Origin of the sequence: Yimella sp. NH-Cas1, assembly GCF_022359705.1 — a bacterium.
GTDB lineage: Bacteria > Actinomycetota > Actinomycetes > Actinomycetales > Dermatophilaceae > Yimella > Yimella lutea.
This window is the reverse complement of the sequence record NZ_JAKSGG010000003.1, coordinates 929,777-955,633: the sequence shown is the minus strand read 5'-3', so window position 1 is coordinate 955,633 and position 25,857 is coordinate 929,777. Positions and strand designations below refer to the sequence as shown.

Here is a 25,857-nt window from a genome sequence, read left to right as displayed (position 1 = left end):
TCGAATGTCTTGGAGACGAAGCCTGATCAGGCCTCGACCTGGACGATGTTGACCGTCTTGCGGCCACGCTTGCTGCCGAACTCGACCGAGCCCGGGACGAGCGCGAACAGCGTGTCGTCCTTGCCACGTCCGACGCCCTCACCGGGGTGGAAGTGGGTACCGCGCTGGCGGACGATGATCTCGCCGGCGCCGACGACCTGACCGCCGAAGCGCTTCACGCCAAGACGCTGCGCGTTGGAGTCGCGACCGTTACGGGTCGAAGACGCACCCTTCTTGTGTGCCATGTCTGTGCCTACCTATCCGTTGTTCGTCGCAGTCGAGGCTCAGGCCTCGATCGCGGTGACCTTGACTCGGGTCAGCGGCTGACGGTGGCCCTGACGCTTGCGGTAACCGGTCTTGTTCTTGTACTTCATGATGGTGATCTTCGGGCCCTTGGCGGACTCGACGACCTCGGCCTTGACCGAGACCTTCGCCAGCTTGGCGGCGTCGGAGGTCACCTTGTCGCCGTCGACCAGCAGCAGCGGGGCCAGGTCGATGGACTCGCCGGCCTTGACGGCCACCTTGTCAATGATCAGGACGTCGCCCACGGAGACCTTCTCCTGGCGTCCGCCCGCGCGAACAATCGCGTACACGTCGTCACTCACTTTCGTCTTGGCGTACTCGCTCTGTATGACCGGCCAACAGCTACCCCGTGAGGGACGTCGGCTCGGTGGGCACACCGAGGAACAACTTTACCGGTCGGTCGGGTCCTGCTCCAAATTCGCGCGTTGACTCACGCTAAATGCCCGCGTGGGTGGAGTCATTGACTCATCCCAGAATGCCCGCGTGGGGTGCAGCCTCGATGGATGGAGCTCACGGTGGGTCAGCGCAAGGCGGTCCTGGTCTCGCAGGTGAAGGCGTGGCCGAAGGCGACGAAGGCGGAGAAGACAGCGATCCTGGACCATCTGGTCGCGGTCAACGGGTGGCACAGGGACCACGCCCGCAAGATGCTCCGCCGCGCGGTCGCCGGTCATGACCCGAATCGTCCCCGAGCACAGCGTGATCCGGTCTACCGCTACGACCCTGCCGTGATCGATGCCCTGGTGACCTGCTGGGTGGTCCTGGACGGCCCCACCGGGAAGCGACTGCACCCTGCGCTGCCCGACCTGACCACCGCGCTGATCGCCCACGGCGAACTGCACTGCACCCCTGACACGTTGGCCGCGCTGCTACGAATGTCACCCGCCACGATCGACCGCCGCCTCAAACCACACCGCACCGGCCTGATTGCGACCAAGGGCCGGTCGATGACCAAACCCGGCAGCCTCCTCAAGGCCAGCATCCCGATGAAGACCTGGCACGAATGGAACGAAACCGTCCCCGGCTTCCTCCAGATCGACCTGGTCGCACACGAAGGCGGCGACAACAATGGAGCCTTCCACTACACCCTGGACGCCACCGACATCGCGACCGGTTGGACCGAAGCGATCAGTGTCCGCTCCAAAGGCGAACGAATCGTCGCCGCCGGCCTGACCGACCTGATCCTGCGATTCCCGTTCGGCATCAACGGAATCCACTCCGACAACGGGGGCGAGTTCATCAACCACCACCTCGCGAAGTGGTGCGACGCGCGACGTATCACCCTGACCCGCGGCCGGGCCCACCACAGCAACGACCAGGCCTACGTCGAGCAGAAGAACTGGTCCAGCGTCCGCCGCGCGGTCGGTTACTACCGGTACGACACCCGCCACGAGCTCGACCTGCTCAACCAACTGTGGCCCCTGCAAGCAGCACTCGACAACCTCTACCTGCCCCAACAAAAGCTGCGCAGCAAGTCTCGCAACGGCGCCAAGGTCACCAAAACCTACGACACCGCCGCGACCCCGCTGCACCGCCTGACCCGGGACCACCCGCAGTACCTCACCGATCAAGACGCCGCTGACCTGAGCACACGAGCCACCCAGATCAACCCCGCCGAACTACGCCGTCAGATCCACGCGATCCAAGCCAGTCTCATCGAACTCGCCCGCCGCAGAGGCAAAGTCGAACAACGACCCAAGCGCAACGCGACCTACCTCAGCCGCAAGAAAATCCACCCCACCAAGCGGGCAAATTCAGATAAGTCAACGACTCACTCCACGCGGGCATCTTGACGTGAGTCAACATGATTCGCGGGCGGTCCTGCCGGAGAAACGACCCGGGCACGACGCGGACGCCGCTTCACCGGCGCCGCGGGAGCCTGCTCCGGCTCGTCCGCGACGATCTCGCGCGAACCGGCATCGGGGGCCTCGGCGGCCACCACGGTCTGCGGCACCTCCTGCGGCTCGGGCGCACTCGCCGGAGCAACCGAAGGCGAACCCGCGCGACGGGACCCGCGACGCTTGCGCGCCGGCGGCTCGGTCGTTGCGGGCGCCTGGAGGACCGGGGCCGCGGATGCTCCCACGACGGACGCGGTCACGTCGGCGACCGGGCGCTCGTCGACGCCGCGCTCACTCATCTCGACCTGCGAGGTCGGCGCGTCCACGTCGAGGTCGAGCTCGACGTGGGCGTCGTCACCGGCGGCCTGTGCGGCTTCGGCCTTCTTTGCTGCAGCGGCGTGCGCCGCTGCGGCGATCTGGGCCGCCGTCGGACCGGAGGACTTCGGCTGCTGCTCGGGCTCGTCCTCCTTGCGTCCGCGCTTGCTGCGCCGGCTGTTGCCACCGCCACCGTTGCCGTTGTTGCCGCCGGAGTTGTTGCCACTGCCGGAGTTGCCGTTGTTGCCGTTGCCGGCGTTGTTGCCGCCGGACTTCTCGACGGGCGCGTCGTGCACGATCACGCCGCGTCCGTCGCAGTGCACACAGTTCTCGGAGAAGATCTCCAGCAGTCCGCTGCCTACGCGCTTGCGGGTCATCTGGACCAGACCCAGCGAGGTCACCTCGGCGACCTGGTGCTTGGTGCGGTCACGTCCGAGGCATTCCAGGAGGCGGCGCACGACCAGGTCGCGGTTGGACTCCAGCACCATGTCGATGAAGTCGACGACGATGATTCCGCCGATGTCGCGCAGGCGCAGCTGTCGAACGATCTCCTCGGCGGCCTCGAGGTTGTTGCGGGTGACCGTCTCCTCCAGGTTGCCGCCGGAGCCGATGAACTTGCCGGTGTTGACGTCGACGACCGTCATCGCCTCGGTGCGGTCGATCACCAGCGAGCCACCCGAGGGGAGCCAGACCTTGCGGTCGAGCGCCTTGGTCAGCTGCTCGTCCACGCGGTGCACGGTGAACAGATCGGTCTCGCCGGTCCACTTCTCCAGGCGCTCGGCCAGGTCGGGAGCGACGGTGCCGATGTAGTCCGACACCTCGTCCCAGGACGTGTCGCCGGCGACGATCAGCTTGCTGAAGTCCTCATTGAAGACGTCACGGATCACGCGCAGCGTCAGGTCGGGCTCACCGTGCAGCAGCGACGGTGCGTTCTGGCTTTTGCTGGCCTTCTGGATCTGCTCCCAGGTGGCCTGCAGACGCTCGACGTCGGCGCGCAGGTCCTCCTCGCTGGCGCCCTCCGCGGCGGTGCGGACGATGACGCCCGCGTCGGCCGGGACGACCTCCTTGAGGATCTTCTTCAGGCGGGCGCGCTCATTGTCGGGCAGCTTGCGGGAGATACCGGTCATCGAGTTGCCCGGCACGTACACCAGGAACCGACCCGGCAGCGAGACCTGCGAGGTCAGACGGGCGCCTTTGTGACCGATCGGGTCCTTGGTCACCTGCACCAGCACCGACTCACCCGAGGAGAGCGCATGCTCGATCCGCTTGGGCTGGTTGTCGAGGCCGGCGGCGTCCCAGTTGACCTCGCCGGCGTACAGGACCGCGTTGCGTCCGCGACCGATGTCGACGAACGCGGCTTCCATGCTCGGCAGCACGTTCTGGACGCGGCCGAGGTAGACGTTGCCGGCCATCGAGGACTGCTGGGTCTCACGCGAGACGTAGTGCTCGACCAGGACACCGTCCTCCAGGACGCCGATCTGGGTGCGACCGTCACGCTCACGCACGACCATGACGCGCTCGACGCTCTCGCGGCGGGCGAGGAACTCGGCCTCGGTGATCGAGGTACGCCGACGACCTGCCTCGCGGCCCTCCCGGCGGCGCTGCTTCTTGGCCTCCAGACGGGTCGAACCCTTGATCGCGGTGACCTCGTCGCGCTCCTTGCGCGGCTCGCGCACCTTGGTCACCGTGCCGGGCGGGTCGTCCCCGTCGGCGGAGGTACCACTGCGGCGACGGCGACGGGTGCGCCGACGGCTGTTCGCATCATCGGAGTTGTCGTCGGAGTTGTCCTGGCCGCCGTCGTCGGACGTGTCGTCCGCACCGTCACCCGAGTCATCCGTGTCGTCGGAGTCGTGGTTGTTGTCGTCGGGGCCCTGACCGCCATCGCCACCGCGATCGGATCGCTTGTTGCGGTTGTTCCGCCCGCGGCCCGAGCGCTGGTTCGGCTTGTCCTCGGACTTCTGCTCGGAGTCGGCGTCGGACTCCTGGTCGTCCTGACTCCGGTCACGACCCTGGTCGCGGCTCTCGTTCTGGCCGTCGGCGTGGTTGTCGTCGTTCTGGCCGCGCGTGCGCCGACCGCGTCCGCCGCGACGACGGCCACGTCCGCCGCCGTCGATCGAATCGTCGGTTTCGTCCGAATCGGAGTTCGAACGGCCGACCGGCGCGTCGTTACCGCCCGCGTCCTCGTTGTCATCGGCGTCGTCCTGGGCACGGCGACGCGGCACCCGCACCTCGAGGTCTGGCGTCTGGAAGATCAGCCCGAAGCTGGGCGGTACCGCCGGTACGGACGGACGCTCCTGATCGGTGGACTTGGCAGTGGCATCGCCATCCGACTGCGCCGAGAAAAGACTGCCGGGTTCGTTCTGCTGGGGGCCCATGGCCCTCCTTTGTGGATCAGCACGCGGAGCCGCCCACGCCCTGAGATTCGCATCCCGCACACTCCGCATGTCGCGGTATCTGCCGCCGCCGTCCCGAAGTCCGGGCGGCGACGAGAAGTCGTCTGTTACATCGGGGCAGCTCGCGCGTTGCGCGGCACTGCGACGATGCCGTCGGGTGCTCTGGCCGGCGCGCTCTCGCTGATGGGGCGCACCGTTCGGCCGGAACCTCGGCGGGGCACGACGCCGGCGTGGTGGGCAGCGTGACCGTTACCGAGTATCGCACACCGCTCACCCGGAAGGGTTGCGGGCGGAAGCGGCGGGTCGTTCAGGCGAGCGGGTCGGCAATGAGACCGTCGTCGTGCGGTGTGCCCTGCCGCAACCGGGTGGTCAGCGGCGAGCGCGCGAACTCGATGCCGGAGACCTGCTTCAGGGCAGACAGGACGTCGTCCGGCCGCACACTCGGCGTCGTGTGCTCCAACGAGATCTCCAGCACGCTCCCCTGTGCCGTTGCCTTCTTGATCGCCGAGCGCACGTCGAAGGTGCGCGGACCGGACTTCATCATCCGGGTGACCTCGACGCGCTCCTGCGCGAGCAACACGTCCAGCGCCGCGGCGAGCGCTGCCTCGTCCGTGCCTTCGAACTGCAACCGCCAGTCACTGGCCTGCAGACTGTCGGCCAGCGAACCGCCCTGCGCCGGAGCGACCTTGATGACGTCGAGACCCTCCGGGAGGGCTTCGTCGAGCGCGATCCGCACCTGCTCGGGATCGCATTCGCGCTGCAACGCGAGTTCGAAGTACTCGGCCTCGCTCGCGGTGCCCGTCGCGGCCGCGTTCGCGTAACTGATGCGCGGGTGGGGGTGGAAACCGGCAGAGAAGGCGATCGGGATTTCAGCGCGGCGCACTGCGCGTTCGAGCGCCCGCTGGAAGTCGCGGGTGGAGGTGAACCGCAGCCGTCCACGCTTGGCGTACTGCACCCGCAGCTTCTGCACGACCGGTGCGGGAGGCGGACCTTCGGGTACTCGTTTGGCCATGGCGGATCAGCGTACGCCGCCCGGCCCACAGTCGTCCGAACGGATGGCGGAACGCTCTCGTCACCGTCGGGTTCGAGGTGCATCATGGCGCAGTGAGAGCACGCAGGTTCGCGATCCACCCGGCGTGGATCATCGCCCTCGTCACGCTGCTGACGATGATGGGTTCGGCCGGCTTCCGTGCTGCGCCAGGGGTGTTGATGCACCCCCTGCACGGCGAGTTCGGCTGGCCGATGGGCCTGATGGGCACCGCGGTCTCGATCAACCTGATCCTCTTCGGTCTGACCGCGCCGTTCTCTGCCGCGCTCATGGAGCGATTCGGCGTGCGACCGGTGATGGTGGTCGCGCTGATCCTCATCGGACTCGGGTCGATCCTGCCCCGCTGGATGACCGAGCCGTGGCAACTCATCGCCTGCTGGGGCGTGCTGATCGGCCTCGGCACCGGGTCGATCTCCATGTCCCTGGTCGCCACGATCACCGGACGCTGGTTCGTGCAGCAGCGGGGGTTGGTGTCGGGTGTTCTCAGCGCCGCGAACGCCACCGGCCAGCTGGCGTTCCTGCCGGTGATGGCATGGCTGCTGACCACCCAGGGCTGGCGCGCTGCATCCACCACGATCGGCGTGGCTGCGCTGTGCGCGGTGCCTCTCGTCGTCCTGTTCATACGCAACCGGCCCGAGGACCTCGGCGTCCGGGCGTACGCCGCCACGGAAAGCGACCCACCGGCGTCCGTGCCGGTGCAGAACGCAACGAAACTCGCGGTCACGACCCTTCGGCAGGCCTTGCACAGCCGGGCCTTCTGGCTGCTGGCCGGCACGTTCGCGATCTGCGGAGCGAGTACCAACGGACTCGTCGGGACGCACTTCATTCCGGCCGCGATGGACCACGGGATGGGCGAGCAGGCGGCCGCCGGACTGCTGGCCCTGGTCGGCGTCTTCGACATCGTCGGCACGATCGCGTCCGGGTGGTTGACCGACCGCTTCGACCCCAGACTCCTGCTCGGCATCTACTACGCCGGACGCGGGTTGTCGCTGTTCGCGTTGCCGACCTTGTTCAGCGATTCGGTGCAGCTGAACATGTTCGCGTTCATCCTGTTCTACGGCCTCGACTGGGTCGCGACCGTGCCGCCGACCATGGCGCTGTGCAGACAACACTTCGGCGAACGTGCGCCGATCGTCTTCGGTTGGGTGTTCGCGAGCCACCAACTCGGTGCAGCCGTCACCGCGAGCGCCGCCGGCTGGATCAGGGACGACCGCGGCACCTACGACCTGGCGTTCTACGCCGCCGGTGCCCTCTGCATCATCGCGGCCGCCGTGTGCCCGACCATTCACGCCGGTCGCAAGCAGCTCACCGAGAAGGACGCCGAGAACGTGCACTCGACCGTCGGCGAGTTGCAGGTCTGAGCGGTCAGCGTCCCGGCGGAGCCCTCGACGTAGCACCGACAGCGAGATCGACCGGACCCTCCAGCGGGCCGCGGTGCCAGGTCCGGACGTCGCGCACAGTTTCACCGGTCACCGGAAATCACGTGCCCGATACAACCACGGGTCACCCGAAATCGCTTGCGGTGCAGGCGATCAGACGACACTCAGCGGCAGCAGCTTCTTGCCGGTCGGACCGATCTGGATCTCGGTGCCCATCTGAGGGCAGACACCGCAGTCGAAGCACGGGGTCCAGCGGCAGTCGTCGACCTCGGTCTCGTCGAGGGCGTCCTGCCAGTCGTCCCAGAGCCATTCCTTGTCCAGGCCGGAATCCAGGTGATCCCACGCGAGCACCTCGGTCTCGCCGCGTTCACGCGTGGTGTACCAGGCGACGTCCACGCCGTACGGCTCCAGAGCCTCCTCGGCACAACGCATCCAACGCTCGTAGGAGAAGTGCTCGCTCCACCCGTCGAAGCGTCCGCCGTCGCGCCAGACGGCCTCGATGACGCGTCCGATGCGACGATCACCGCGCGAGAGCAGTCCTTCGACGATGCCCGGCTGACCGTCGTGGTAGCGCATGCCGATCGAGCTGCCGTACCGCTTGTCGGAGCGGATCGCGTCACGCAGTTTCTGCAGACGGGCGTCGGTCTCCTCCGCGCCCAGTTGCGCGCACCACTGGAACGGAGTGTGCGGCTTGGGCACGAACCCACCGATGGAGACGGTGCAGCGGATGTCCTTGCGGCCACTCACCTGTCGGCCGGTCTCGATGACCCGCTTGGCGAGCTCGGCGATCTGCAGCACGTCCTCGTCGGTCTCGGTCGGCAGACCGCACATGAAGTACAGCTTCACCTGGCGCCAGCCGGCACCGTAGGCGGCGGCGACGGTGTTGATGAGGTCGTCCTCGGTGACCATCTTGTTGATCACCTTGCGGATGCGTTCCGAGCCGCCCTCCGGGGCGAAGGTCAGGCCGGAGCGACGACCGTTGCGGGTCAGTTCGTTCGCCAGGTCGATGTTGAAGGCGTCCACCCGGGTGGACGGGAGTGACAGTCCGGTCTGGGTGCCCTCGTACCGGTCGGCCAGGCCCTTGGTCAGGTCGGCGATCTCGGTGTGGTCGGCGGAGCTGAGTGAGAGCAGTCCGACTTCCTCGAATCCCGTAGCGGCCAGGCCCTTCTGGACCATCTCGCCGATACCGGTGATCGAGCGTTCGCGCACCGGACGGGTGATCATCCCCGCCTGACAGAACCGGCAGCCGCGGGTGCAGCCGCGAAAGATCTCCACCGACATGCGTTCGTGCACCGTCTCGGCCAGCGGCACCAGCGGCTGCTTCGGATACGGCCACTCGTCGAGTTCCATGACGGTGTGCTTCGACACGCGCCACGGGACGCCGGGCGCCTGCGGTGAGGGCGCGACGCGCTTGATCCGGCCGTCGGGGAGGTAGTCGACGTCGTAGAACGCCGGCACGTAGACGCCCCCGGTGCGCGCCAGGCGCAGCAGCAGTTCGCGGCGTCCGCCCGGACGTCCCTCGGCCTTCCACGCAGCGATGTGGGTGGTGATCGCCAGGACGGCTTCCTCGCCGTCGCCGACGACCGCACAGTCGATGAAGTCGGAGATCGGTTCAGGGTTGAACGCGGCGTGACCACCGGCCAACACGATCGGGTCGTCGTCGCCGCGGTCGGCCGCGTGCAGCGGGATACCGGCCAGGTCGAGCGCGGTGAGCATGTTGGTGTAACCGAGCTCGGTCGAGAACGACAGGCCGAAAACGTCGAAGTCGCGCACCGCGCGGTGCCCGTCGACGGTGAACTGCGGCAGACCGTGCTCCCGCATCTGCGCTTCCATGTCGGGCCACATCGCGTACGTGCGCTCGGCGAGAGCGTTCGGCTGCTCGTTGAGCACTTCGTACAGGATCATCACGCCCTGGTTGGGCAGCCCGACCTCGTACGCGTCGGGGTACATCAGGGCCCAGCGAACTGTGAGTTCCTGGCCGTCCGGGCCGGTGCCGCCGCAGTTCCAGTCCTTGGTCTGGCTGTTCAGCTCACCGCCGACGTACTGGATCGGCTTGCTGACGCGCTCGAGCAGCGGCTCGAGATCGTGGAAGAGGGACTCACCCGGAGCGGAGGTACGCGGGGTCACAGACATGAACTCCAGGGTAGGTGAGCGGCGGGCATTGGTCGAACACACGTAGCGATGCACGAAGGCCCGCGCGGCAGGCGCGGGCCTTCGTGAACGGTTGTCTGCTCGGATCAGTCCTGGTAGAGCGTGTCCAGGTCGTCCTTGTACTTCTTGACGACGACCTTCCGCTTGAGCTTGAGGCTCGGCGTGATCTCGCCCTCCTCGATCGACAGGTCGCGCGGCAGGATGATGAACCGCTTGATCTGCTCCCAGCGGGCGAGCTTGCTGTTGAGCTCGTCGACATATCCCTGCACCATCTCGCGCACCTAGTCGGAGGTGACGATGGTCTGGTAGTCGGCGCCCTTCAAGTCGCCACCGTGCGCGTCCGCCCATTCCTTGATGGCGTCCTCGTCGAGCGTGATGAGCGCCGACACGAATTTGCGACCGTCGCCCTCGACGACCAGTTGCGAGGCGAAGGGGCAGATGCCCTTGAAGATCGCCTCGATCTGGCTGGGTGCGACGTACTTGCCGTTGGAGGTCTTGAAGAGGTCCTTCTTGCGGTCGGTGACCCGCAGGTGACCGGTCGGGTTGAGCTCGCCGATGTCGCCGGTGTGGAACCACCCGTCGTCGGTGAGCACTTCCTTGGTGACGTCGTCCATGCCGCGGTAACCCTGCATCACGCCGGGTCCCTTCACCAGGATCTCGCCGTCCTCGGCGATCTTCACCTCGGTGCCGGGCAGCGGCCAGCCGACGGTGCCCGGGATGTTGGCGTAGGGACGGTTGACGAACGTAGCGGCACTGGTCTCGGTGAGTCCGTAACCCTCCAGGATCGGGATGCCCATCCCGTCGAACCACTTGGCCACGTCCTGGTTGAGTGCGGCCGAACCGGAGATGAAGAAGCGGATGTTGCCACCGAACCGCTGACGGATCTTCTTGGCGATGATTGCGTCACCGATCTTGTGCATGGCGGCCGTGGCAGCTCCGAGCTTTTCGCCCTTGGAGTTGGCATCGGACACCTTGAGCGCGTTGGCCGAGTGCCAGTCGAACAACTTCGCCTTCGCGCCGCCCTCCTCGCGCATCATGATCGAGATACGGCCATAGACCTTCTCGAAGATGCGCGGTGCAGCGCCCATCCACACCGGCTTCACCACCGGGAGGTTCTCGACGATCTTGTCGACCCGGCCGTCGATGGCGGTGGTGAATCCGATCTGCAGCGGAAGGGTCAGCAGCACCTTGCCGAAGACGTGGGCCAGCGGCAGCCACAGGAAGGCCTTGTCGTCCGGCCCCAACAGATTGGACGAATCGACGGCCGCCGCTTCGTAGGTCCACGCGCGGTGCGGCAGCCGCACACCCTTCGGGCGGCCGGTGGTGCCGGAGGTGTAGATGAGGGTGGACAGGTGCTCCGGTTCGATCTTGTCGACCCGCTCCTCGATCGCACCCTCGTGCGAGGCAAGGTACTCGGCGCCGAGCTTCTCCAGGTCGGCCAACGAGATGATCCAGTCGCCGTCCGATTCACCGTCGAAGGTGACGACCTTGACGACGGAATCGATCGCGTCACGGCCCTCACGCAACATCGTGTTGTGCGCGTCGTCCTCGGTGAAGACGACTTTGCTGCCCGAGTCGGCGATGATGAACAGCGTGTCGTCGACGGTGGAGGTCGGGTAGATCGTGGTGGTGGCCGCACCGGCGAGCATCACGCCGAGGTCGGTGATCGCCCACTCCACGCGGGTCGCACTCGCGATCGCGACGCGGTCCTCCATCTCGACGCCGAGGCTGATCAGACCGGCGGCGATGTTGCGTGAGCGGACGGCGACCTCCGCCCAGGTCAGGGAGTGCCAGTTCTCGTCGGCGTCCGGGAACTCGAACGCGACCCGATCCGGGGTCTTCGAGACGCGATCGAGGAAGAGCGCACCGACCGAACGGGCGGCGTTGTTGATCACCGCGTAGTCGGGCTTCTCTTCCTGGTTGCTCATCATTGCCATGGTGTTCTTCTCTCCTGCGTCGGGGGCGGGGCTCGCCAGTTTGTGACCCAGGTTACTTACGGGTCACAAGATCGTCAGGCGTTCCCGGCAACAAACCGGTCTCTCTTGCTCAATACAGACGCCGCAGGCTCACCAGATGGACGTTCTCCAGCAGCCCGATCGCCACCCAACAGGCGAACATGCTCGACCCGCCGTAGGAGACGAACGGCAGCGGAAGTCCGGTGACGGGCATGAGCCCGAGGTTCATCCCGATGTTCTCCATCACCTGGAACAGGAACCAACCGACGACACCGACCGCGACCAGGCGTCCGAAGGAGTCCTGCGCGCGGCGGGCGATCAGGACTGCGCGCACCAGGATCGTTCCCAGCAACGCGATCACGATCGCTGCGCCGACGAAGCCGAGTTCCTCGCCTGCCACGGAGAAGACGAAGTCGGTCTGCTGGAAGGGGATGAAACCGCCCTGCGTCTGGCGTCCCTGGAAGAGTCCTTCGCCGGTCCAGCCGCCCGATCCGATCGCGATCTTCACCTGCTGCACCTGGTAGCCGATGCCGGTCGGGTCGCCGTCGGGATCCGCGAACGCGGTCAGGCGGGCTCGTTGGTACGGGTCGAGCACGTTCGTGGTCACGGCGATCACCGCCGCGCACGCCATTGCGGTGAAGATCGTGGCCAGCCACCACCGCGAGGCCCCCGACACCGCGAGTACGCAGACGCTGAGCATCACCAGGACCAGGGCCGAGCCGAGGTCGGGTTGGGCGAGCACGAGCAGGATCGGCAGGGCGGCCACTCCCCCGGCGAGCCACACATCGCGCCGCGGAGGCGGCGCGCCACGTTCTCCCCGCTCGGCCAGGATCATCGCCAGACCCACACATAGGGCGACCTTCGCCAGTTCGGCGGGCTGGATCGAGAAGCCGGGCACCTGGATCCAGGACCGGGACCCGTTGATGGTCGAACCCAACGGACTCAGTACGAGCACCAGACCTACGATCGCGCCCAGGTAGACCCACGGCGCCAATGCGCGGATCGCCCGGAAGTCGGTTCGCATCACCACCACCGCCAGGGTGACACCGACGACGGTGTTGAACAGATGCCGCACCAGAGATCCGGCGCCTTCCACGTTCCGCGTGGCGGAGTACACCAGGAGCGCGCCGATCGCGCAGAGAGCTGCCGCGGACAGCAGCAGACCCCAGTCGCTGCGCGTCCAGGACAACTGACGCGTGTCGGCGGTCTTCGGCCAGACGGCGCCGAGACCGCCCTGCGTCGTCATCGGGAGGTCCGTCGTCAGTCGCTCAGGGCCGGGCAGAGCCTGCGGGCCTCGTCGACGTCGCGGGTCATCTGCTCGATGAGTGGTTCGATGCCCTCGAATTTCACGTTGCCGCGCAACCGCTGCACGAACTCCACCGTGACGACCTCGTCGTAAAGGTCGAGGTCGGTGCGGTCGAGCACGTATGCCTCCACGGTGCGCTGAGTGCCCTCGAAGGTCGGGTTGGTGCCGACCGAGATCGCCGCGGGGAGGCGGTGATCGGGGTGGATCGGCGCCAGCGACGGACGTACCAGATAACCGGCATAGACGCCGTCGGCGGGCACCATGCCGGTGCTGTTCTGGGCGAGGTTCGCCGTGGGAAAGCCGAGTTCACGGCCACGTTCGAAACCGTGCACGACCATGCCGGTCACCGTGTGCGGGCGACCGAGGATGTCGGCGGCGGCGGTGACATCACCCTCCCGCAGCGCTTCGCGGACGCACGTCGAGGAGTAGCGCCGCCCGGTGCCCACGTCGTCCAGCACGACGACCTCGAAGCCGTGCTCGTCGCCCAGATCGCGCAGCGTCGAGACATCACCGGAGTTGCGCACACCGAAGCGAGTGTCCTTGCCGCACACCACGACCCGGACATTCAGTGCTTCGACGAAGACGGCACGGACGAAGTCCTCGGGAGTCATCGCAGCCAGTTCGGTGGTGAACTCCAGGACCAAGGTCGCGGCCACACCGGCGTCGGCCAGGCGGCTCATCCGCGCCTCGAGCCCGGCCAATGCCTCGGGAGCCTCGTCCGGACGCAGGACGGCGATCGGATGCGGATCGAAGGTCACAGCGACCGGGGTCGCGTCTCGCTCACCGGCGAGGCCACAGACTCGTTCCAACAGTGCTTGGTGCCCGCGGTGCACGCCGTCGAAGTTGCCCATCGTCACGACGGTGGGTCCGAGGTCGGCCGGCACGTCCTCGAGGCGGGTGATCACAAGCACGGCGGCAACTGTAGTGCGCGTGCTCATCCGACGGCGTTCCGCCTCGTGCCACTATTCGAACGACCCGGAACACCGGTGGACGCAGGTGATGGAGGTAGGGATGACTGGCTGGGCCGAGCTGACGCGCCGATCGCTCGACGAACTCCGCACGACGGACGAGACGTATCGTCCGACGAACTTCTGGGGACCCGGCGTGGATCGCCTGCTGTCCGAGATGGAGACGATCGGTCTGGCGAAGTTCAAATCGTGGCCGAGTGCCCCGATCTGGTTCTACCCGATGTACGGCAACGGCTGGACCGAGGCGACGTTGGCCAAAGCGCTGCAGAGCGCGAAGCAGGTCAACCCGCGCGCCGACCAGGGATACTTCTACAACTCACTGAACGGATGGTTCGAGGCACGGCGCGACTTCGACGTGGCCATGATGGCCTGGGACCAGCACCGGTGGCCGTTCGACATCGGCGGGCACGGCGAGAGCAAGGTCGGATCCCCTTGGCAGGCATTCGGGGGTGTCCCCGGAGGAAGTGCCCAGTTCGGCAGGGCGTACGCCAACTACCTGCTGCTGCTGGCGGCGCTTTCGCGGCACGTCGATCGTCCACCGACCAGCTTCCTGGAGATCGGCGGCGGTTTCGGCGTTCTCGGCGAGATCGTGCGCACGCGCGATCCGCAAGCACGGTACGTCGACCTCGACATCCCGCCGCTGCTGACCGTGGCCTCCTACTACCTGACCGAACTCTTCGGCGCCGATTCGGTCACCGTCTACGACCCGCAGACAGCCGCACGCGGTCCGATTTCCGTGCCCGAATGTGGCGTGTTGCCCAACTTCCGCATCAAGGACCTCGACGCGCAGTTCGACGTGTTCGTCAACTCCTTCTCCTTCCAGGAGATGGAGCCGCCCGTCGTCGACCACTACATCGGGCAGGTCTGCGACAAGGGCATCACGTACGCCGTGTCGCTCAACTCGCGAGAGGGCAAGCCGAAGGCAGCACAGGCCGGCGACTGGGGCGCCCTGGACCCGGTCAAGTCCGCCGACATCATCGACATGTTCGACCGCCATGGGCTCGAACTGGTCGGTCAGTACGACACCCCGCTGGTCCGCAGCGCCGGACAGGTCAACGTCTTCCGTCGCCGCTGACTCACCGACCTCAGCCGGCCGGGAAGACCACCTTCGACACAGCACGCTCCCCGGTCTGGTCGAGGATCGCCACGAGATCCTCGTCCGGGCCGATGGCTGCCACCACGTCGACCCGCGGTCCTGACGAAGCGAGCTTCTGTCCGTATCGCAACGCGCGTGCCTGCGCCTCGTCGAGTTCGCGCACCGGGAACTGCTCGCGCGCCGCCTGCGCCATGGGCAGGATGTTCAGCGGTTCATCGGCGTGATGGGCCTTGTTGAGCTCGTCCATCGTCGGTACGCCGTCGATCGTGTACCGCCCGACGCGTGTGCGGCGCAGCGCGGTGAGGTGCCCACCGACTCCGAGCAGATCGCCCAGATCCCGGGCGAGCGCACGGACGTAGGTGCCCGACGAAACCTCGACCTCCACTTCAAGGTCAAGGGCTCCGTCCCCGATCTCCGGACGTGGGGTGCTCGACCTGATCTCGAAGGTGCTCACCGTCACCGGCCGAGCCGCGAGCTTCACCTCGTCGCCTCCGCGCACCTTCGCGTACGCCCGCTTCCCGTCGATCTTGATCGCGCTCACCGAACTGGGTACCTGCTGTATCGACCCGGTCAGCCGTGCGACCGCGTCCGAGACGGCACCGGCGCCGAGCTGCGCCGTCGCAACTGTGGCGGTGATGTCGCCCTCGGCGTCATCGGTGACCGTCGACTGACCCAGTCTGATCGTCGCGGTGTACGTCTTGTCGCACCCGACCAGGAAGGTCAGCAACTTGGTCGCCCGATTGATACCGAGCACCAGCAGTCCGGTGGCCATCGGGTCGAGCGTGCCTGCATGCCCGACCCGGCGGGTGCCGACGAGGCGACGGGTGCGGGCCACGACGTCGTGACTGGTCCAGCCGGCCGGCTTGTCGACCAGCAGGAGTCCGTCGTCGGTCACTCGTCGGTCACTCGTCACCGGCGTCGTCCGCCGCAGGCTTGCGGTACGGGTCGGCGTCGCCGGCGTACTGGGCACCGGCATTGCGCTGCAGTTCGGCGTCGCGTTCCCGCGCGGCGGCGAGAGCTGCCTCGATGTTCGCTGCACCTTCGGGGATCGCGTCGGGAATGAACTCCAGCGACGGGGTGAGCCGGATGCCGAGGCCCTTGCCGACGTGCGAGCGGATCCGGCCGCGGTTGTCGGCGAGCGCCGCCTCGGTGTCGGCGCGCGCCTTCTCGTCCCCGAAGATCGTGTAGAACACCGACGCGTGCTGCAGGTCGCCGGTGACCCGGACGTCGGTGACGGTGATGAATCCGAGGCGCTCGTCCTTCAGCCGGAACTCGAGGTACTCGGCCACCAAGGACTTGATGCGTTCGGCGATCTTTCGTGCGCGTGCGGGGTCAGCCATGCGTGCAAACCTACCGCCAACGACGTCGGCCATCGTCGTCGGCGGGTGCGTGCTGCGACGAAGTCCCAGCCTTGCGAGGGCATCCCGACAGCCTCCTGACAGCCACCGGCCCGAATCTGCTTCAGGACGACATCGAACGGTGTCGGTTCCGACTCAGGAAGGCATGACATGGCAACCATGAAGATCCTCGCGACTGCCGGACTCGCGGCGGCAGCAGGTCTCGGCGTGGGCGCGGCGGCGACCTCGCTCGCCGACACCACCTCGCCGAGCGCGACCAGTTCACCGAGCTCGTCGAGCTCCTCGTCCGCTGACTCGAACACGAGCTCCGGTGACGACGCGTCGAAGGACGCGACCCAGGATTGCGGTCCGCGTGCGGGCAAGGACGCTCGCGGGATGCACAAGCACACAGAGGTGACCGGCACGGCCGCGACCAGCGTGAAGAACGCGGTGACCGCGAAGTATCCAGGCGCGACGATCGAGAAGGTGTTGCAGGACGAGGACGGCTCGTACGACGTGCTGGCCACCAAGTCCGGCGACAGGGTCATGTACGAGGTGAGCAAGGACCTCAAGACGATCACCGAACGCACCGGCGGCCCCGGTAAGGGCGGCCCGCGTGGTGAGCGTCCGGCTCCCCCGACCGGGCAGGGTCGCTCGGGAGACTCCTCGGCAGGCTCGTCCACAACGTCGCCCTCGGGGACGGCGCAGTCCAGCTGGACGCCGACCGTCTGAGTCGGTCGCTGAGCATCTGCGCGATCGGGACCGCGTGAACATCGCTGAGCGGCAACCCAGTTGGCTGCGCTCACGGGGACCTCACGTGGTCTCGATCGCGCTCGGTCGGTAACCCTGCCTCACTACTCGACCGGCGTGAGGGCGTGGCCCGTGTTGTCAGGGTTCCTTGCGAGCGACGATGAGGTCGCGGTCGATGGAGGCGTCGACCCGGTGGCGGAAAGAGCTGTCCCGCCAGTCGGTGACCACGATGAGACCGTGTTGTTCCAACATCAGCGCCATGTCCTCGGCAGGAGCCACGTGTCGGTTGTAGGACAGACCGACCGCTCCTCCGGTGCGCAGCGTCCGGATCCATGCGGGCATCGCACGGTCGAGCAGTTCGAGCGGACGGCGCGAGAGACGGTCTCCGTGTGATCCGTGCTGCACGCCGTACGGGGTGTCGGTGACGATGACGTCGATGCTCGCCGCACGGACGAGGCCACCGAGGTCGGTGGTGTCGGTCGACAGATAGCGCACCGTCTGCGTGTCTGCGGTTTTGAACGCGTCCTTGGTCGGTGCCACCTCGAGAGTGAACTCGCGACCGCGTGCCCGTCCGCCGGTCGTGCTCGCGCCCCGGTCCATCGTGTGTTTGAGCCGGTGCGCCTGCACCCACGTCTTCAGGAACGCGGCGTAGGTGTCGTAGTCCTTGCGGTCGACGTCGACGCCGGTGACGCTGTACCCCGCCAGCAGAGCGATGTTGAGGGTCGTCCCGCGTCCGCACATCGGGTCCATGACGTCCAGGCCGCCGTCCAGCCACTTGCTCGGACGCTTGGTCGCAGCCGCAGTGACGTTGAGCAACAACCGCGTCCACTGTTCGTTGGTCTTCCCCTGGTACTTCTGAATCGTCACCAGATCGCTGGGGTAGAACTGCCTGCGCTGCAACGGAATCGGCCGCAGCAGCTCTCCCTCGCGCTCGAACAGCGCGAACGTCGCCGAGAGGTTCGACAGAGCCGGCACGACCTCGTCACCGGAGGCGGAAATGGTCAGGTAATCGACCCTGGCCAATTCGATCGGCGCGACGTCGGGCGTCGATCCGAAGGCCGCCAGCACGGTCTCGATCTCGGCCGCGGCCAGGCGCGGGGCAGCGTCCGCATAGACACGATTGCTCGACGGTGCGACCAGCACCAGGTACTCACTCACGACCGGTCACGCTACCGGGCGGACGGCGCCGGCATTTCGGGGAGGCGTTTGTCCCACCGGCAGCGAACTTTCCATTCTCGCGGGAAAATCCCTCCCTGTTCCTGCCAGGACGCGATCAGGGACGCAGGAAGCCCCCGGCGCGAGCGAACTCGCACCGGGGGCTCCATGGAGCAGCGGGATCAGGCCCGCGGCTTCTCCCGCATCTCGTACGTCGCGATGAGGTCGCCCAACTGCAGGTCGTTGTACGACCCGAGGTTGATACCGCACTCGAAGCCCTCACGGACCTCGGTGACGTCGTCCTTGAACCGGCGCAGACCGGCGATCTCGACGTTCTCGGCCACGACGACGCCGTTGCGGGTGATGCGCGCCTTGGTGCCGCGCTTGATCTCACCCGAGCGGACGATCGAGCCGGCGATGTTGCCGAACTTGGACGAGCGGAAGATCTCGCGGATCTCCGCGGTACCGAGCTCGACCTCCTCGTACTCCGGCTTGAGCATGCCCTTCATGGCCGCCTCGATCTCCTCGATGGCGCTGTAGATCACCGAGTAGTACCGGATCTCCACACCTTCCTTGTCGGCGTACTCCGCGTTCTGACCCTCGGCTCGCACGTTGAAGCCGATGATCACCGCGTTGGAGGCCACCGCGAGGTTGATGTTGTTCATCGTGATCGAGCCGACGCCGCGGTCGATGATGCGCAGGTCGACCTCTTCGCCCACATCGATCTGCATAAGGGCGTCCTCGAGCGCTTCGACCGAACCCGACACGTCACCCTTGAGGATGAGGTTGAGGGTCTCGACCTTGCCGGCGGCGAGGTGCTCGTTGAGGTCCTCCAGGCTGATCCGCTTGCGCGCCTTGGCCAGGCTGGCCTGACGGTCGGCAGCTTCACGCTTCTCGGCGATCTGGCGAGCAGTGCGGTCGTCCGGAGCCACGATGAACGTGTCACCTGCACGCGGCACCGAGGCCAGACCGGTCACCTGGACCGGACGGGACGGGGTCGCCTCGTACACGTTGTTGCCGTGCTCGTCGAGCATCGCGCGGACGCGGCCGTGGGCCGTTCCGGCGACGATCGCGTCACCGACACGCAGCGTGCCCGACTGCACCAGGACGGTGGCGATCGCACCGCGTCCACGGTCGAGGTTGGCCTCGATCGCGACGCCGCGAGCGTCCTTGTCCGGGTTGGCGCGCAGGTCGAGGGCGGCGTCTGCGGTGAGCAGGACGGCCTCGAGCAGCTCGTCGATGTTCTGACCCTGGCGAGCCGACACGTCGACGAACATGGTGTCGCCGCCGTACTCCTCCGCGATCAGGTTGTACTCGGTCAGCTGCTGACGCACCTTGGCCGGGTTCGCACCGTCGACGTCGATCTTGTTGACCGCGACGACGATCGGCACATCGGCCGCCTGCGCGTGATTCAAGGCCTCGACCGTCTGCGGCATGACACCGTCGTCGGCCGCGACCACGAGGATCGCGACGTCGGTGACCTTCGCACCACGTGCACGCATGGCGGTGAACGCCTCGTGACCCGGGGTGTCGATGAAGGTGATCGGACGGTCGTTGCCCTCGTGCTCCTTGTGCACCTGGTAGGCACCGATGTGCTGGGTGATGCCACCGGCCTCCGACGCCTGGACGTCGGCGTTACGGATGGCGTCCAGCAGTCGCGTCTTACCGTGGTCGACGTGACCCATGACGGTCACGACCGGAGGACGGGCCTGCAGGTCCTCGTCGGACTCGGCATCGGCCTCTGCCTCGAGGTCGATGTTGAAGGCGCCGAACAGCTCCTTCTCCTCGTCCTCCGGCGAGACGACCTGGACGTCGTAGCCCAGCTCGGCACCGAGCAGCTTGAAGGTGTCCTCGTCGAGCGACTGGGTCGCCGTGGCCATCTCACCGAGGTGGATCAGTACGGTCACCAGCGACGCGGGGTTCGCGTCGATGCGGTCGGCGAAGTCGGTCAGCGACGAACCGCGACGCACCCGCACGACGGTCTTGCCGTCGCCACGGGGAACGCTGACGCCACCGATCGACGGAGCCTGCATCTGCTCGAATTCCTGACGCTTCGCGCGCTTGGACTTGCGACCGCGGACCTTTCCGCCGCCTCGTCCGAACGCACCCTGTGTGCCACCACGACCACCGGGACGGTTGCCGCCGCCACCGGGACGACCGGCGAAACCGCCGCCGCCCGGACGACCGGGCGCACCGCCGGGGCCGCCACCGGGACGACCGGGGCCCCCACCACGGGCGGGACGGTCACCGGGACGACCGATCGAGGAGCGCTCCGGCATCATGCCGGGGCTGGGACGGGATCCACCCGGGCGCGGGGCGCCACCGGCGGGAGCGCCACCGGGACGCGGACCTGCCGGACGCGGACCCGCTGCGCCACCGGCGCCGCGAGCCGAGGCCGGACGGGGCATGCCCTGGCTGGGAGCGAACGGGTTGTTGCCCGGACGCGCCGGCTGACCCGAGCGCATGCCCTGGCTGGAACTGAACGGGTTGTTGCCCGGACGCGGCGCGCCGGGGCGGCCACCACCGGACGCGCCAGCTCCACCGGGACGACCCGGGCGCGAGTCACCACGACCCTGATCGCGACCTTGATCGCGACCTTGGTCACGCGCCGGACGCTCTTCACGAGCGGCCGGAGCGGCCGGTGCCGGACGAGCACCGGGCTTCGGTGCTGCCGGACCCGGACGGTTCGACGTCCCGCGGGCCGCCGGGGCGGCGGGCGGCGCGGACGGCGCGGACTCGGCAGCGGGTGCCGATTCGGTCGCCGGCTTCGGGGCGGCCTTCACCTCGGGCGCGGCTGCGGGCTCGACTGTGGGCTTGGCAGCCGCGGCCGGAGCCTGCGGAGCCTTCGGCTCTGCAGCGGGCTTGGCCGGTGCCGGACCCGGACGAGCGGAGGTGCTCGACGGGGTGCTCGGTGTGCTGGACGGGGACGGTGCAGCCTTCTTTGCGCCGGGCTTCGGCGCAGCCGACTTCGCGGCCGGCTTGTCGGCCTTCTCCTCAGCCTTACCCGCCGAGGGCGGCGGGTTCTCCTTGATCTTGCGGACGACCGGAGCCTCGATGGTGGAGCTCGCCGTCTTGACGAACTCTCCCTGCTCCTTCAGGTACGCAAGAAGTTCTTTGCTCTCGATCCCGAGCTCTTTTGCGAGCTCGTGAACTCGGACCTTTGCCACGCTTCTCCTTTATGGATTGCGACGGTCCGAGCGCGAAAGAATCGCGAGCGAACCGTCAATCAGAGGGTGTTGCTCATCGCTGAGTACTCATCGGGTGCTCATCAGCGTCAAACCCGCTTTCGGTTCTTTTCCTTGTCCGCGGCATCGGTCGATGCAGCGGCGTCGTGCATGGCCCACCACTCCTGGACGGGTGTGGTGTCCACCTGCGCCGGTACTCGCAACGCGCGTCCGAGTGCCTGACGGGCTAAAGCCCGTTCGACACATGCGACTCGCGGATGCAACCAGGCTCCCCTGCCGGGCAACCGGCCTCGCTCGTCGACCATGACCTGCCACCGAGACGGCCGCTCACGATCGGCGATCGCGACGAGGTGTACCAACTCGGACCGTTCGTCCCGCTGCCGGCAGCCGACACACGTCCGCAGACCGGTGTGTGCAGGTTCGTGGTCACGTTCTGGCGAACTGTCCGCGAGCAAGTCTAGCGCAGCGTTCACTCCCCGCCGTTGCCGGCGGGTCCCGCGGCGGCCGGCGAACCGGACGCAACAGCCGGTCCACCGGGCGCCGTGTCGGGACGGATGTCGATGCGCCAGCCGGTCAGTTTGGCCGCGAGTCGGGCGTTCTGACCCTCCTTGCCGATCGCCAGCGAAAGCTGGTAGTCGGGCACGATGACGCGCGCAGCCTTGCCGGCCCGGTCGGTGATCTCCACCGCGGAGACCCGCGAGGGCGACAGCGCAGCGGCAACGAACTCGGCCGGGTCCTCGGAGTAGTCGACGATGTCGATCTTCTCGCCGTGCAGTTCGGTCATGACGGCCCGCACGCGCGAGCCCATCGGGCCGATGCAGGCACCCTTCGCGTTCACGCCGGGAGTCTTGGAGTGCACCGCGAGTTTGGTGCGGTGGCCGGCCTCGCGGGCAAGAGCCGCGATCTGCACGGTGCCGTCGGCGATCTCGGGCACCTCGAGCGCGAACAGCTTGCGCACCAGGTTGGGGTGGGTGCGCGACAGACCGATCTGCGGGCCCTTCGGGCCGCGCTTGACGCTCACGACATAGCAGCGCAGCCGCTCACCGTGCTTGTAGGTCTCGCCCGGCACCTGCTCGGCGGACGGCAGGAATCCCTCGACCGTGCCGAAATCGACACGGACGGTGCGCGGGTCACTGGACTGCTGGATGATGCCGGCGACGATGTCGCCCTCGCGGCCCTTGAAGTCGCCGAGGATCGCCTCGTCCTCGACGTCACGCATGCGCTGGACGATGACCTGTCGGGCGGTCGCCGCGGCGACGCGTCCGAAGTTGTCGGGGGTGTCGTCGAACTCCGGGCCGGGGTCACTGCGGACGCCTTCGTCGTCGATCTCGCCGTCCTCACGGGCCCACACGACGACATGGCCGCTCTTGCGGTCGAGTTCGACGCGGGCGTGCCGCAGGGATCCCTCCACGCGGTGGTAGGCGGTGAGCAGCGCCTGCTCGATCGCAGGCACGATGACATCCATCGGGATCTCGCGCTCCCGTTCGAGCGCGCGCAGTGCAGCCATGTCGATGTCCATCAGAGCTCTCCTTCCTCGGCCCGGTTGAACTCCACGTTCACCTTGCTCTTCGTCGTGTCGGCGTAGGCCAGCGTCGTCAGCGCAGGTTCGCCCTTGGCGGGTTGGACCAACAGGTCGAAATCGTCGGCACCGGCGCGCATCACGCGTCCGGTGAGTTCGCCACCCTCGGTGCGGGCGACCGTGATCAGCCGGCCGACGTTGCGCCGGTAGTGCCGCGGCTCGGTGAGCGGGCGGTCGATTCCGGGCGAGGAGACCTCGAGTACGTAGGGCTGTTCGCCCATCGCGTCGGTCTCGTCGAGACGGTCGCTGATGACGCGGGTGAGTTCACCGACGGTGTCGAGATCGAGCGGCTCGATGGCTGAGGTGTCGTCGGCGGGGTCGAGATCGGACAGGTCGCGGTCGACGAGCACGCGGACGACGCGGCGCTTGCCGGCGGGGGTGACGGTGAGGTCCTCGACGCGTGCGCCCAGGGGGGCCAACGCGCAGGTCAGGTCGGCAAGGATCTGCTGGTGCCGATCCGTCGGGCTGGTGCTCATCGCCTGACTCCTGTGTTCTCGAGTGGGGTCAACCACTCTAATCAGGACGGCTGCCGCTGCACCAATCGAAAGCGGGGTTGTCCGACCGGCGAGCCGGTCGTCTTCGATCCCGACTCGTCCAGGCACACGGTCAGCGTGCCCGGAGCGTCTCCTGCGACGTGTGGATCCCGCACTCGGTCTTCCCGGTGCCGGACCAGCGTCCGGCGCGGGCGTCCTCGCCGGCAAGCACCTTGCGCGTGCACGGCGCGCAGCCGATCGACGGAAATCCCTGGGACAGAAGCGGATTCATGATCACGTCGTGCTCGGCGACGTACCGCTCCACGTCCTCGTCGGTCCACGCGGCGAGCGGCGCGAGCTTGAGCAGCTCACGGCGATCGTCGTAGGAGACGACCGGCGTCCCGGCCCGCGACGGCGACTCCGCGCGCCGCAGACCTGTCGCCCAGGCGGCCTTCCCGTCGAGCGCCTCGTCGAGCGGATGTGTCTTTCGTAACGCGCAGCACAGGTCGGGGTCGCTGTCGTGCAACCGCGGGCCGTACTCGGCGTCCTGCTCGGCGACGGTCTGGCGCGGCTTGGCATCGATCAGCCGGACGTCGTACTCGCGGGCGACGCGGTCGCGGGTCTCGATCGTCTCGGCGAAGTGATAGCCGGTGTCGAGGAAGACGACCTGGATGCCGGGGACGGCCTTCGAGGCGAGGTGCACCAGCACGGTGTCCTGCATCGAAGCGGCGACCACCAGATCGTCCCCGAACCGCTCACCCGCCCAGCGCAGGATCTCCTGCGCCGGGGCGTCGGCAAGCTCGCGGGACGCGGTTTCTGCGAGCGCCGAGAGGTCACTCATCGCAGGTGCTCCTCGTCGGCCCGGCCGACCCATTCCGCGAACCGCTCGCCGTCGGTGCGCTGCTGCGCGAAGTTGGTGGCAAGGCGCTCGACGTAGTCGCCGAGTTCGGCGGAAGTCACCTTGTGTGCGCGCAGCTTGCGGCCGAAGCCGGCGTCGAGGCCGAGCCCTCCACCGAGGTGCACCTGGAATCCCTCGACCTGTTCTCCGTCGGCGGTGGTGACGATCTGCCCCTTCAGACCGATGTCGGCGGTCTGGATGCGGGCGCACGAGTTCGGACAGCCGTTGAGGTGGATCGCGATCGGCACGTCGAGGTCGAGGTGCTCCAGGCGCGCATCCAGTTCCGCGACGAGGTCGATCGCGCGCTGCTTGGTGTCGACGATCGCCAGCTTGCAGAACTCCAGACCGGTGCACGCCATCGTCGAACGACGCCAGCGCGACGGATTCGCCTCCAGCCCGACGGTCTTCATCTCGGCCACGAGCGGCTGGATCTGCTCAGGCGGCACGTCGAGCACCAGGAGTTTCTGGTGCGGAGTGAGCCGGACGCGTCCACCGCCGGCCCGCTCGGCGGCGTCGGCGACCTGCGACAGGATCGTGCCGGACACGCGTCCGACAACCGGCGCGAAGCCGATGTAGGCGTTGCCGTCGACCTGCTTGTGGATGCCGATGTGATCCAGCGGGGTCTCGTCGACCGGCGCCGGCGGACCGTCCGGCAGGTCGAATCCGAGAAACTCCCGCTGCAGCACGTCACGGAACTTCTCCGGTCCCCAGTCGGAGACCAGGAACTTGATGCGAGCACGGTGACGCAGACGCCGGTAGCCGTAATCGCGGAACAACTGCACGACGCCGTACCAGACGTCCGGCACCTGTTCGAGGGTGACGAAGGAGCCGAGGCGGACCGCCAACTTGGGGTTGGTCGACAGGCCGCCACCGACGAGGAGGTCGAAGCCAGGACCGAGTTCGGGGTGGACGACGCCGACGAACGAGACATCGTTGATCTCCGGCGCGGTGTCGGGCAGCCACGAGATGGCGGTCTTGAACTTGCGCGGCAGGTTGCTGACGGTCGGGTCACCGATGTACCGGCGGCTGATCTCGTCGATCGCGGGCGTTGCATCCAGTACCTCTGCCGAGCTGACACCGGCCACGGGCGAACCGAGCACCACACGCGGGCAGTCGCCGCACGCCTCGGTGGTCGAGAGCCCGACGGCTTCGAGGCGCCGCCAGATCTCCGGGACGTCCTCGACCCGCACCCAGTGCAACTGGATGTTCTGTCGATCGGTGATGTCGGCCGTATCCCGGCCGAACTCGGTCGAGATCTGCGCGATCACCCGCAACTGCTCGGTGCTGAGCGCTCCGCCGTCGCAGCGGATCCGAAGCATGAAGAACTCGTCGTCGAGTTCCTCCGGCTCCATCGACGCCGTCCGGCCGCCGGAGATCCCCTGGCGGCGCTGGGTGTACAGCCCCCACCAACGCATCCGGCCACGCAGATCATCGGGATGGATCGAGGCGAACCCCTGCTTGGAGTAGACCTCCTCGATCCGGCGACGCACGTTCAGGCCGTCGTCCTGCGCCTTGAACTGCTCGTTGTGGTTCAGCGGCTCGCGCTGGTCGAGCGCCCACTGCCCCTCGTTCTTCGTCGTCACGGCTGTCACGTTCCATAACTTCCCATTTGGTAACCGCAAACTTCAAATGATGCATGCCGGGATCTCGGACGGCGAGACGCCGCCGGCTGCGAGCATGCGGCTGCGCACA

General features: G+C 67.5%; 22 protein-coding genes. 4 read left to right on the top strand and 18 right to left on the bottom strand.

The annotated features are described in order from the left end of the window. Nucleotides 1–26: 26 nt before the first annotated feature. Nucleotides 27–284 (bottom strand): 50S ribosomal protein L27, encoded by a 258-nt coding sequence (gene rpmA / locus MF407_RS04925; protein ID WP_129625617.1) that lies wholly within the window; start codon nt 282–284, stop codon nt 27–29. A 39-nt stretch (nt 285–323) separates the two neighbouring features. Next, nucleotides 324–632 carry a 50S ribosomal protein L21 gene (gene rplU / locus MF407_RS04920; RefSeq protein WP_129625616.1) on the bottom strand — a complete coding sequence of 103 codons (309 nt, stop codon included), beginning with the start codon at nt 630–632 and terminating at the stop codon, nt 324–326. A 213-nt stretch (nt 633–845) separates the two neighbouring features. Between rplU and MF407_RS04915 the strand changes: the two genes are divergently transcribed. Beyond that, on the top strand, nt 846–2,132 hold the full coding sequence (locus MF407_RS04915; RefSeq protein ID WP_205744823.1) for a DDE-type integrase/transposase/recombinase: 1,287 nt from the start codon (nt 846–848) through the stop codon (nt 2,130–2,132). On the opposite strand, the gene MF407_RS04910 is transcribed toward MF407_RS04915, so the two are convergent. Then, nucleotides 2,111–4,867 (bottom strand): Rne/Rng family ribonuclease, encoded by a 2,757-nt coding sequence (locus MF407_RS04910; RefSeq protein ID WP_239701548.1) that lies wholly within the window; start codon nt 4,865–4,867, stop codon nt 2,111–2,113. The genes MF407_RS04915 and MF407_RS04910 overlap by 22 nt on opposite strands. Nucleotides 4,868–5,192: 325 nt before the next feature. Then, nucleotides 5,193–5,897 (bottom strand): TIGR03936 family radical SAM-associated protein, encoded by a 705-nt coding sequence (locus MF407_RS04905; RefSeq protein WP_129625614.1) that lies wholly within the window; start codon nt 5,895–5,897, stop codon nt 5,193–5,195. Between the two features lie 92 nt (nt 5,898–5,989). On the opposite strand from MF407_RS04905, the gene MF407_RS04900 reads away from it, so the two are divergent. Next, complete coding sequence (locus MF407_RS04900; RefSeq protein ID WP_239701547.1) at nt 5,990–7,294, top strand: MFS transporter; 1,305 nt, start codon at nt 5,990–5,992, stop codon at nt 7,292–7,294. Nucleotides 7,295–7,465: 171 nt separating this feature from the next. Here the strand turns inward: MF407_RS04900 and MF407_RS04895 are convergent, their stop codons facing one another. The 5 genes from MF407_RS04895 to MF407_RS04880 form a co-directional block, all read right to left on the bottom strand. Continuing rightward, nucleotides 7,466–9,445 carry a TIGR03960 family B12-binding radical SAM protein gene (locus tag MF407_RS04895; protein ID WP_129625613.1) on the bottom strand — a complete coding sequence of 660 codons (1,980 nt, stop codon included), beginning with the start codon at nt 9,443–9,445 and terminating at the stop codon, nt 7,466–7,468. Nucleotides 9,446–9,549: 104 nt separating this feature from the next. Beyond that, nucleotides 9,550–9,735 (bottom strand): hypothetical protein, encoded by a 186-nt coding sequence (locus MF407_RS15800; RefSeq protein ID WP_345770829.1) that lies wholly within the window; start codon nt 9,733–9,735, stop codon nt 9,550–9,552. A 9-nt stretch (nt 9,736–9,744) separates the two neighbouring features. After that, complete coding sequence (locus MF407_RS04890) at nt 9,745–11,391, bottom strand: long-chain fatty acid--CoA ligase (RefSeq protein ID WP_345770828.1); 1,647 nt, start codon at nt 11,389–11,391, stop codon at nt 9,745–9,747. A gap of 118 nt (nt 11,392–11,509) precedes the next feature. Then, nucleotides 11,510–12,664, bottom strand: a complete 1,155-nt coding sequence (gene rodA, locus MF407_RS04885; RefSeq protein WP_239701546.1) for a rod shape-determining protein RodA — start codon at nt 12,662–12,664, stop codon at nt 11,510–11,512. Between the two features lie 14 nt (nt 12,665–12,678). Then, the gene (locus MF407_RS04880) at nt 12,679–13,635 is read right to left on the bottom strand and encodes a bifunctional riboflavin kinase/FAD synthetase (protein ID WP_239701545.1); all 957 of its coding nucleotides are present in this window, start codon (nt 13,633–13,635) and stop codon (nt 12,679–12,681) included. Between the two features lie 100 nt (nt 13,636–13,735). Here MF407_RS04880 and MF407_RS04875 point away from each other — a divergent pair, with 100 nt between their 5' ends. Then, entirely contained in the window at nt 13,736–14,767 is a 1,032-nt protein-coding gene (locus tag MF407_RS04875; RefSeq protein WP_239701544.1) for a putative sugar O-methyltransferase, read from the top strand. Between the two features lie 10 nt (nt 14,768–14,777). Here MF407_RS04875 and truB read toward each other — a convergent pair whose 3' ends face one another. After that, entirely contained in the window at nt 14,778–15,683 is a 906-nt protein-coding gene (gene truB / locus MF407_RS04870; RefSeq protein ID WP_239701542.1) for a tRNA pseudouridine(55) synthase TruB, read from the bottom strand. A 7-nt stretch (nt 15,684–15,690) separates the two neighbouring features. Further along, the gene (gene rbfA, locus MF407_RS04865) at nt 15,691–16,128 is read right to left on the bottom strand and encodes a 30S ribosome-binding factor RbfA (protein ID WP_141928862.1); all 438 of its coding nucleotides are present in this window, start codon (nt 16,126–16,128) and stop codon (nt 15,691–15,693) included. 168 nt (nt 16,129–16,296) lie between these two features. Between rbfA and MF407_RS04860 the strand changes: the two genes are divergently transcribed. Beyond that, entirely contained in the window at nt 16,297–16,857 is a 561-nt protein-coding gene (locus MF407_RS04860; protein ID WP_239701541.1) for a hypothetical protein, read from the top strand. A gap of 156 nt (nt 16,858–17,013) precedes the next feature. On the opposite strand, the gene MF407_RS04855 is transcribed toward MF407_RS04860, so the two are convergent. From MF407_RS04855 to MF407_RS04825, 7 genes are all read right to left on the bottom strand, one after another. Beyond that, a complete protein-coding gene (locus MF407_RS04855) occupies nt 17,014–18,033 on the bottom strand; it encodes an SAM-dependent methyltransferase (RefSeq protein ID WP_239701540.1) in 1,020 nt (339 codons plus the stop codon). Nucleotides 18,034–18,212: 179 nt separating this feature from the next. Continuing rightward, nucleotides 18,213–21,197 (bottom strand): translation initiation factor IF-2, encoded by a 2,985-nt coding sequence (infB, locus tag MF407_RS04850; RefSeq protein WP_239701539.1) that lies wholly within the window; start codon nt 21,195–21,197, stop codon nt 18,213–18,215. A 107-nt stretch (nt 21,198–21,304) separates the two neighbouring features. Further along, nucleotides 21,305–21,688 (bottom strand): YlxR family protein, encoded by a 384-nt coding sequence (locus MF407_RS04845; protein WP_239701538.1) that lies wholly within the window; start codon nt 21,686–21,688, stop codon nt 21,305–21,307. Beyond that, nucleotides 21,685–22,734, bottom strand: coding sequence for a transcription termination factor NusA (gene nusA, locus MF407_RS04840; protein WP_239701537.1), 1,050 nt, complete (start codon nt 22,732–22,734; stop codon nt 21,685–21,687). Before nusA ends, MF407_RS04845 begins: the two co-directional genes overlap by 4 nt. Further along, nucleotides 22,734–23,270, bottom strand: a complete 537-nt coding sequence (gene rimP, locus MF407_RS04835; protein WP_129625603.1) for a ribosome maturation factor RimP — start codon at nt 23,268–23,270, stop codon at nt 22,734–22,736. The genes nusA and rimP overlap by 1 nt, the downstream gene beginning before the upstream one ends. A gap of 130 nt (nt 23,271–23,400) precedes the next feature. Then, nucleotides 23,401–24,108: a phosphoadenylyl-sulfate reductase gene (locus tag MF407_RS04830; protein WP_129625602.1), complete on the bottom strand. Its 708-nt coding sequence runs from the start codon at nt 24,106–24,108 to the stop codon at nt 23,401–23,403. Further along, nucleotides 24,105–25,748, bottom strand: coding sequence for a nitrite/sulfite reductase (locus tag MF407_RS04825; RefSeq protein WP_239701536.1), 1,644 nt, complete (start codon nt 25,746–25,748; stop codon nt 24,105–24,107). The genes MF407_RS04830 and MF407_RS04825 overlap by 4 nt, the downstream gene beginning before the upstream one ends. Nucleotides 25,749–25,857 lie beyond the last annotated feature (109 nt).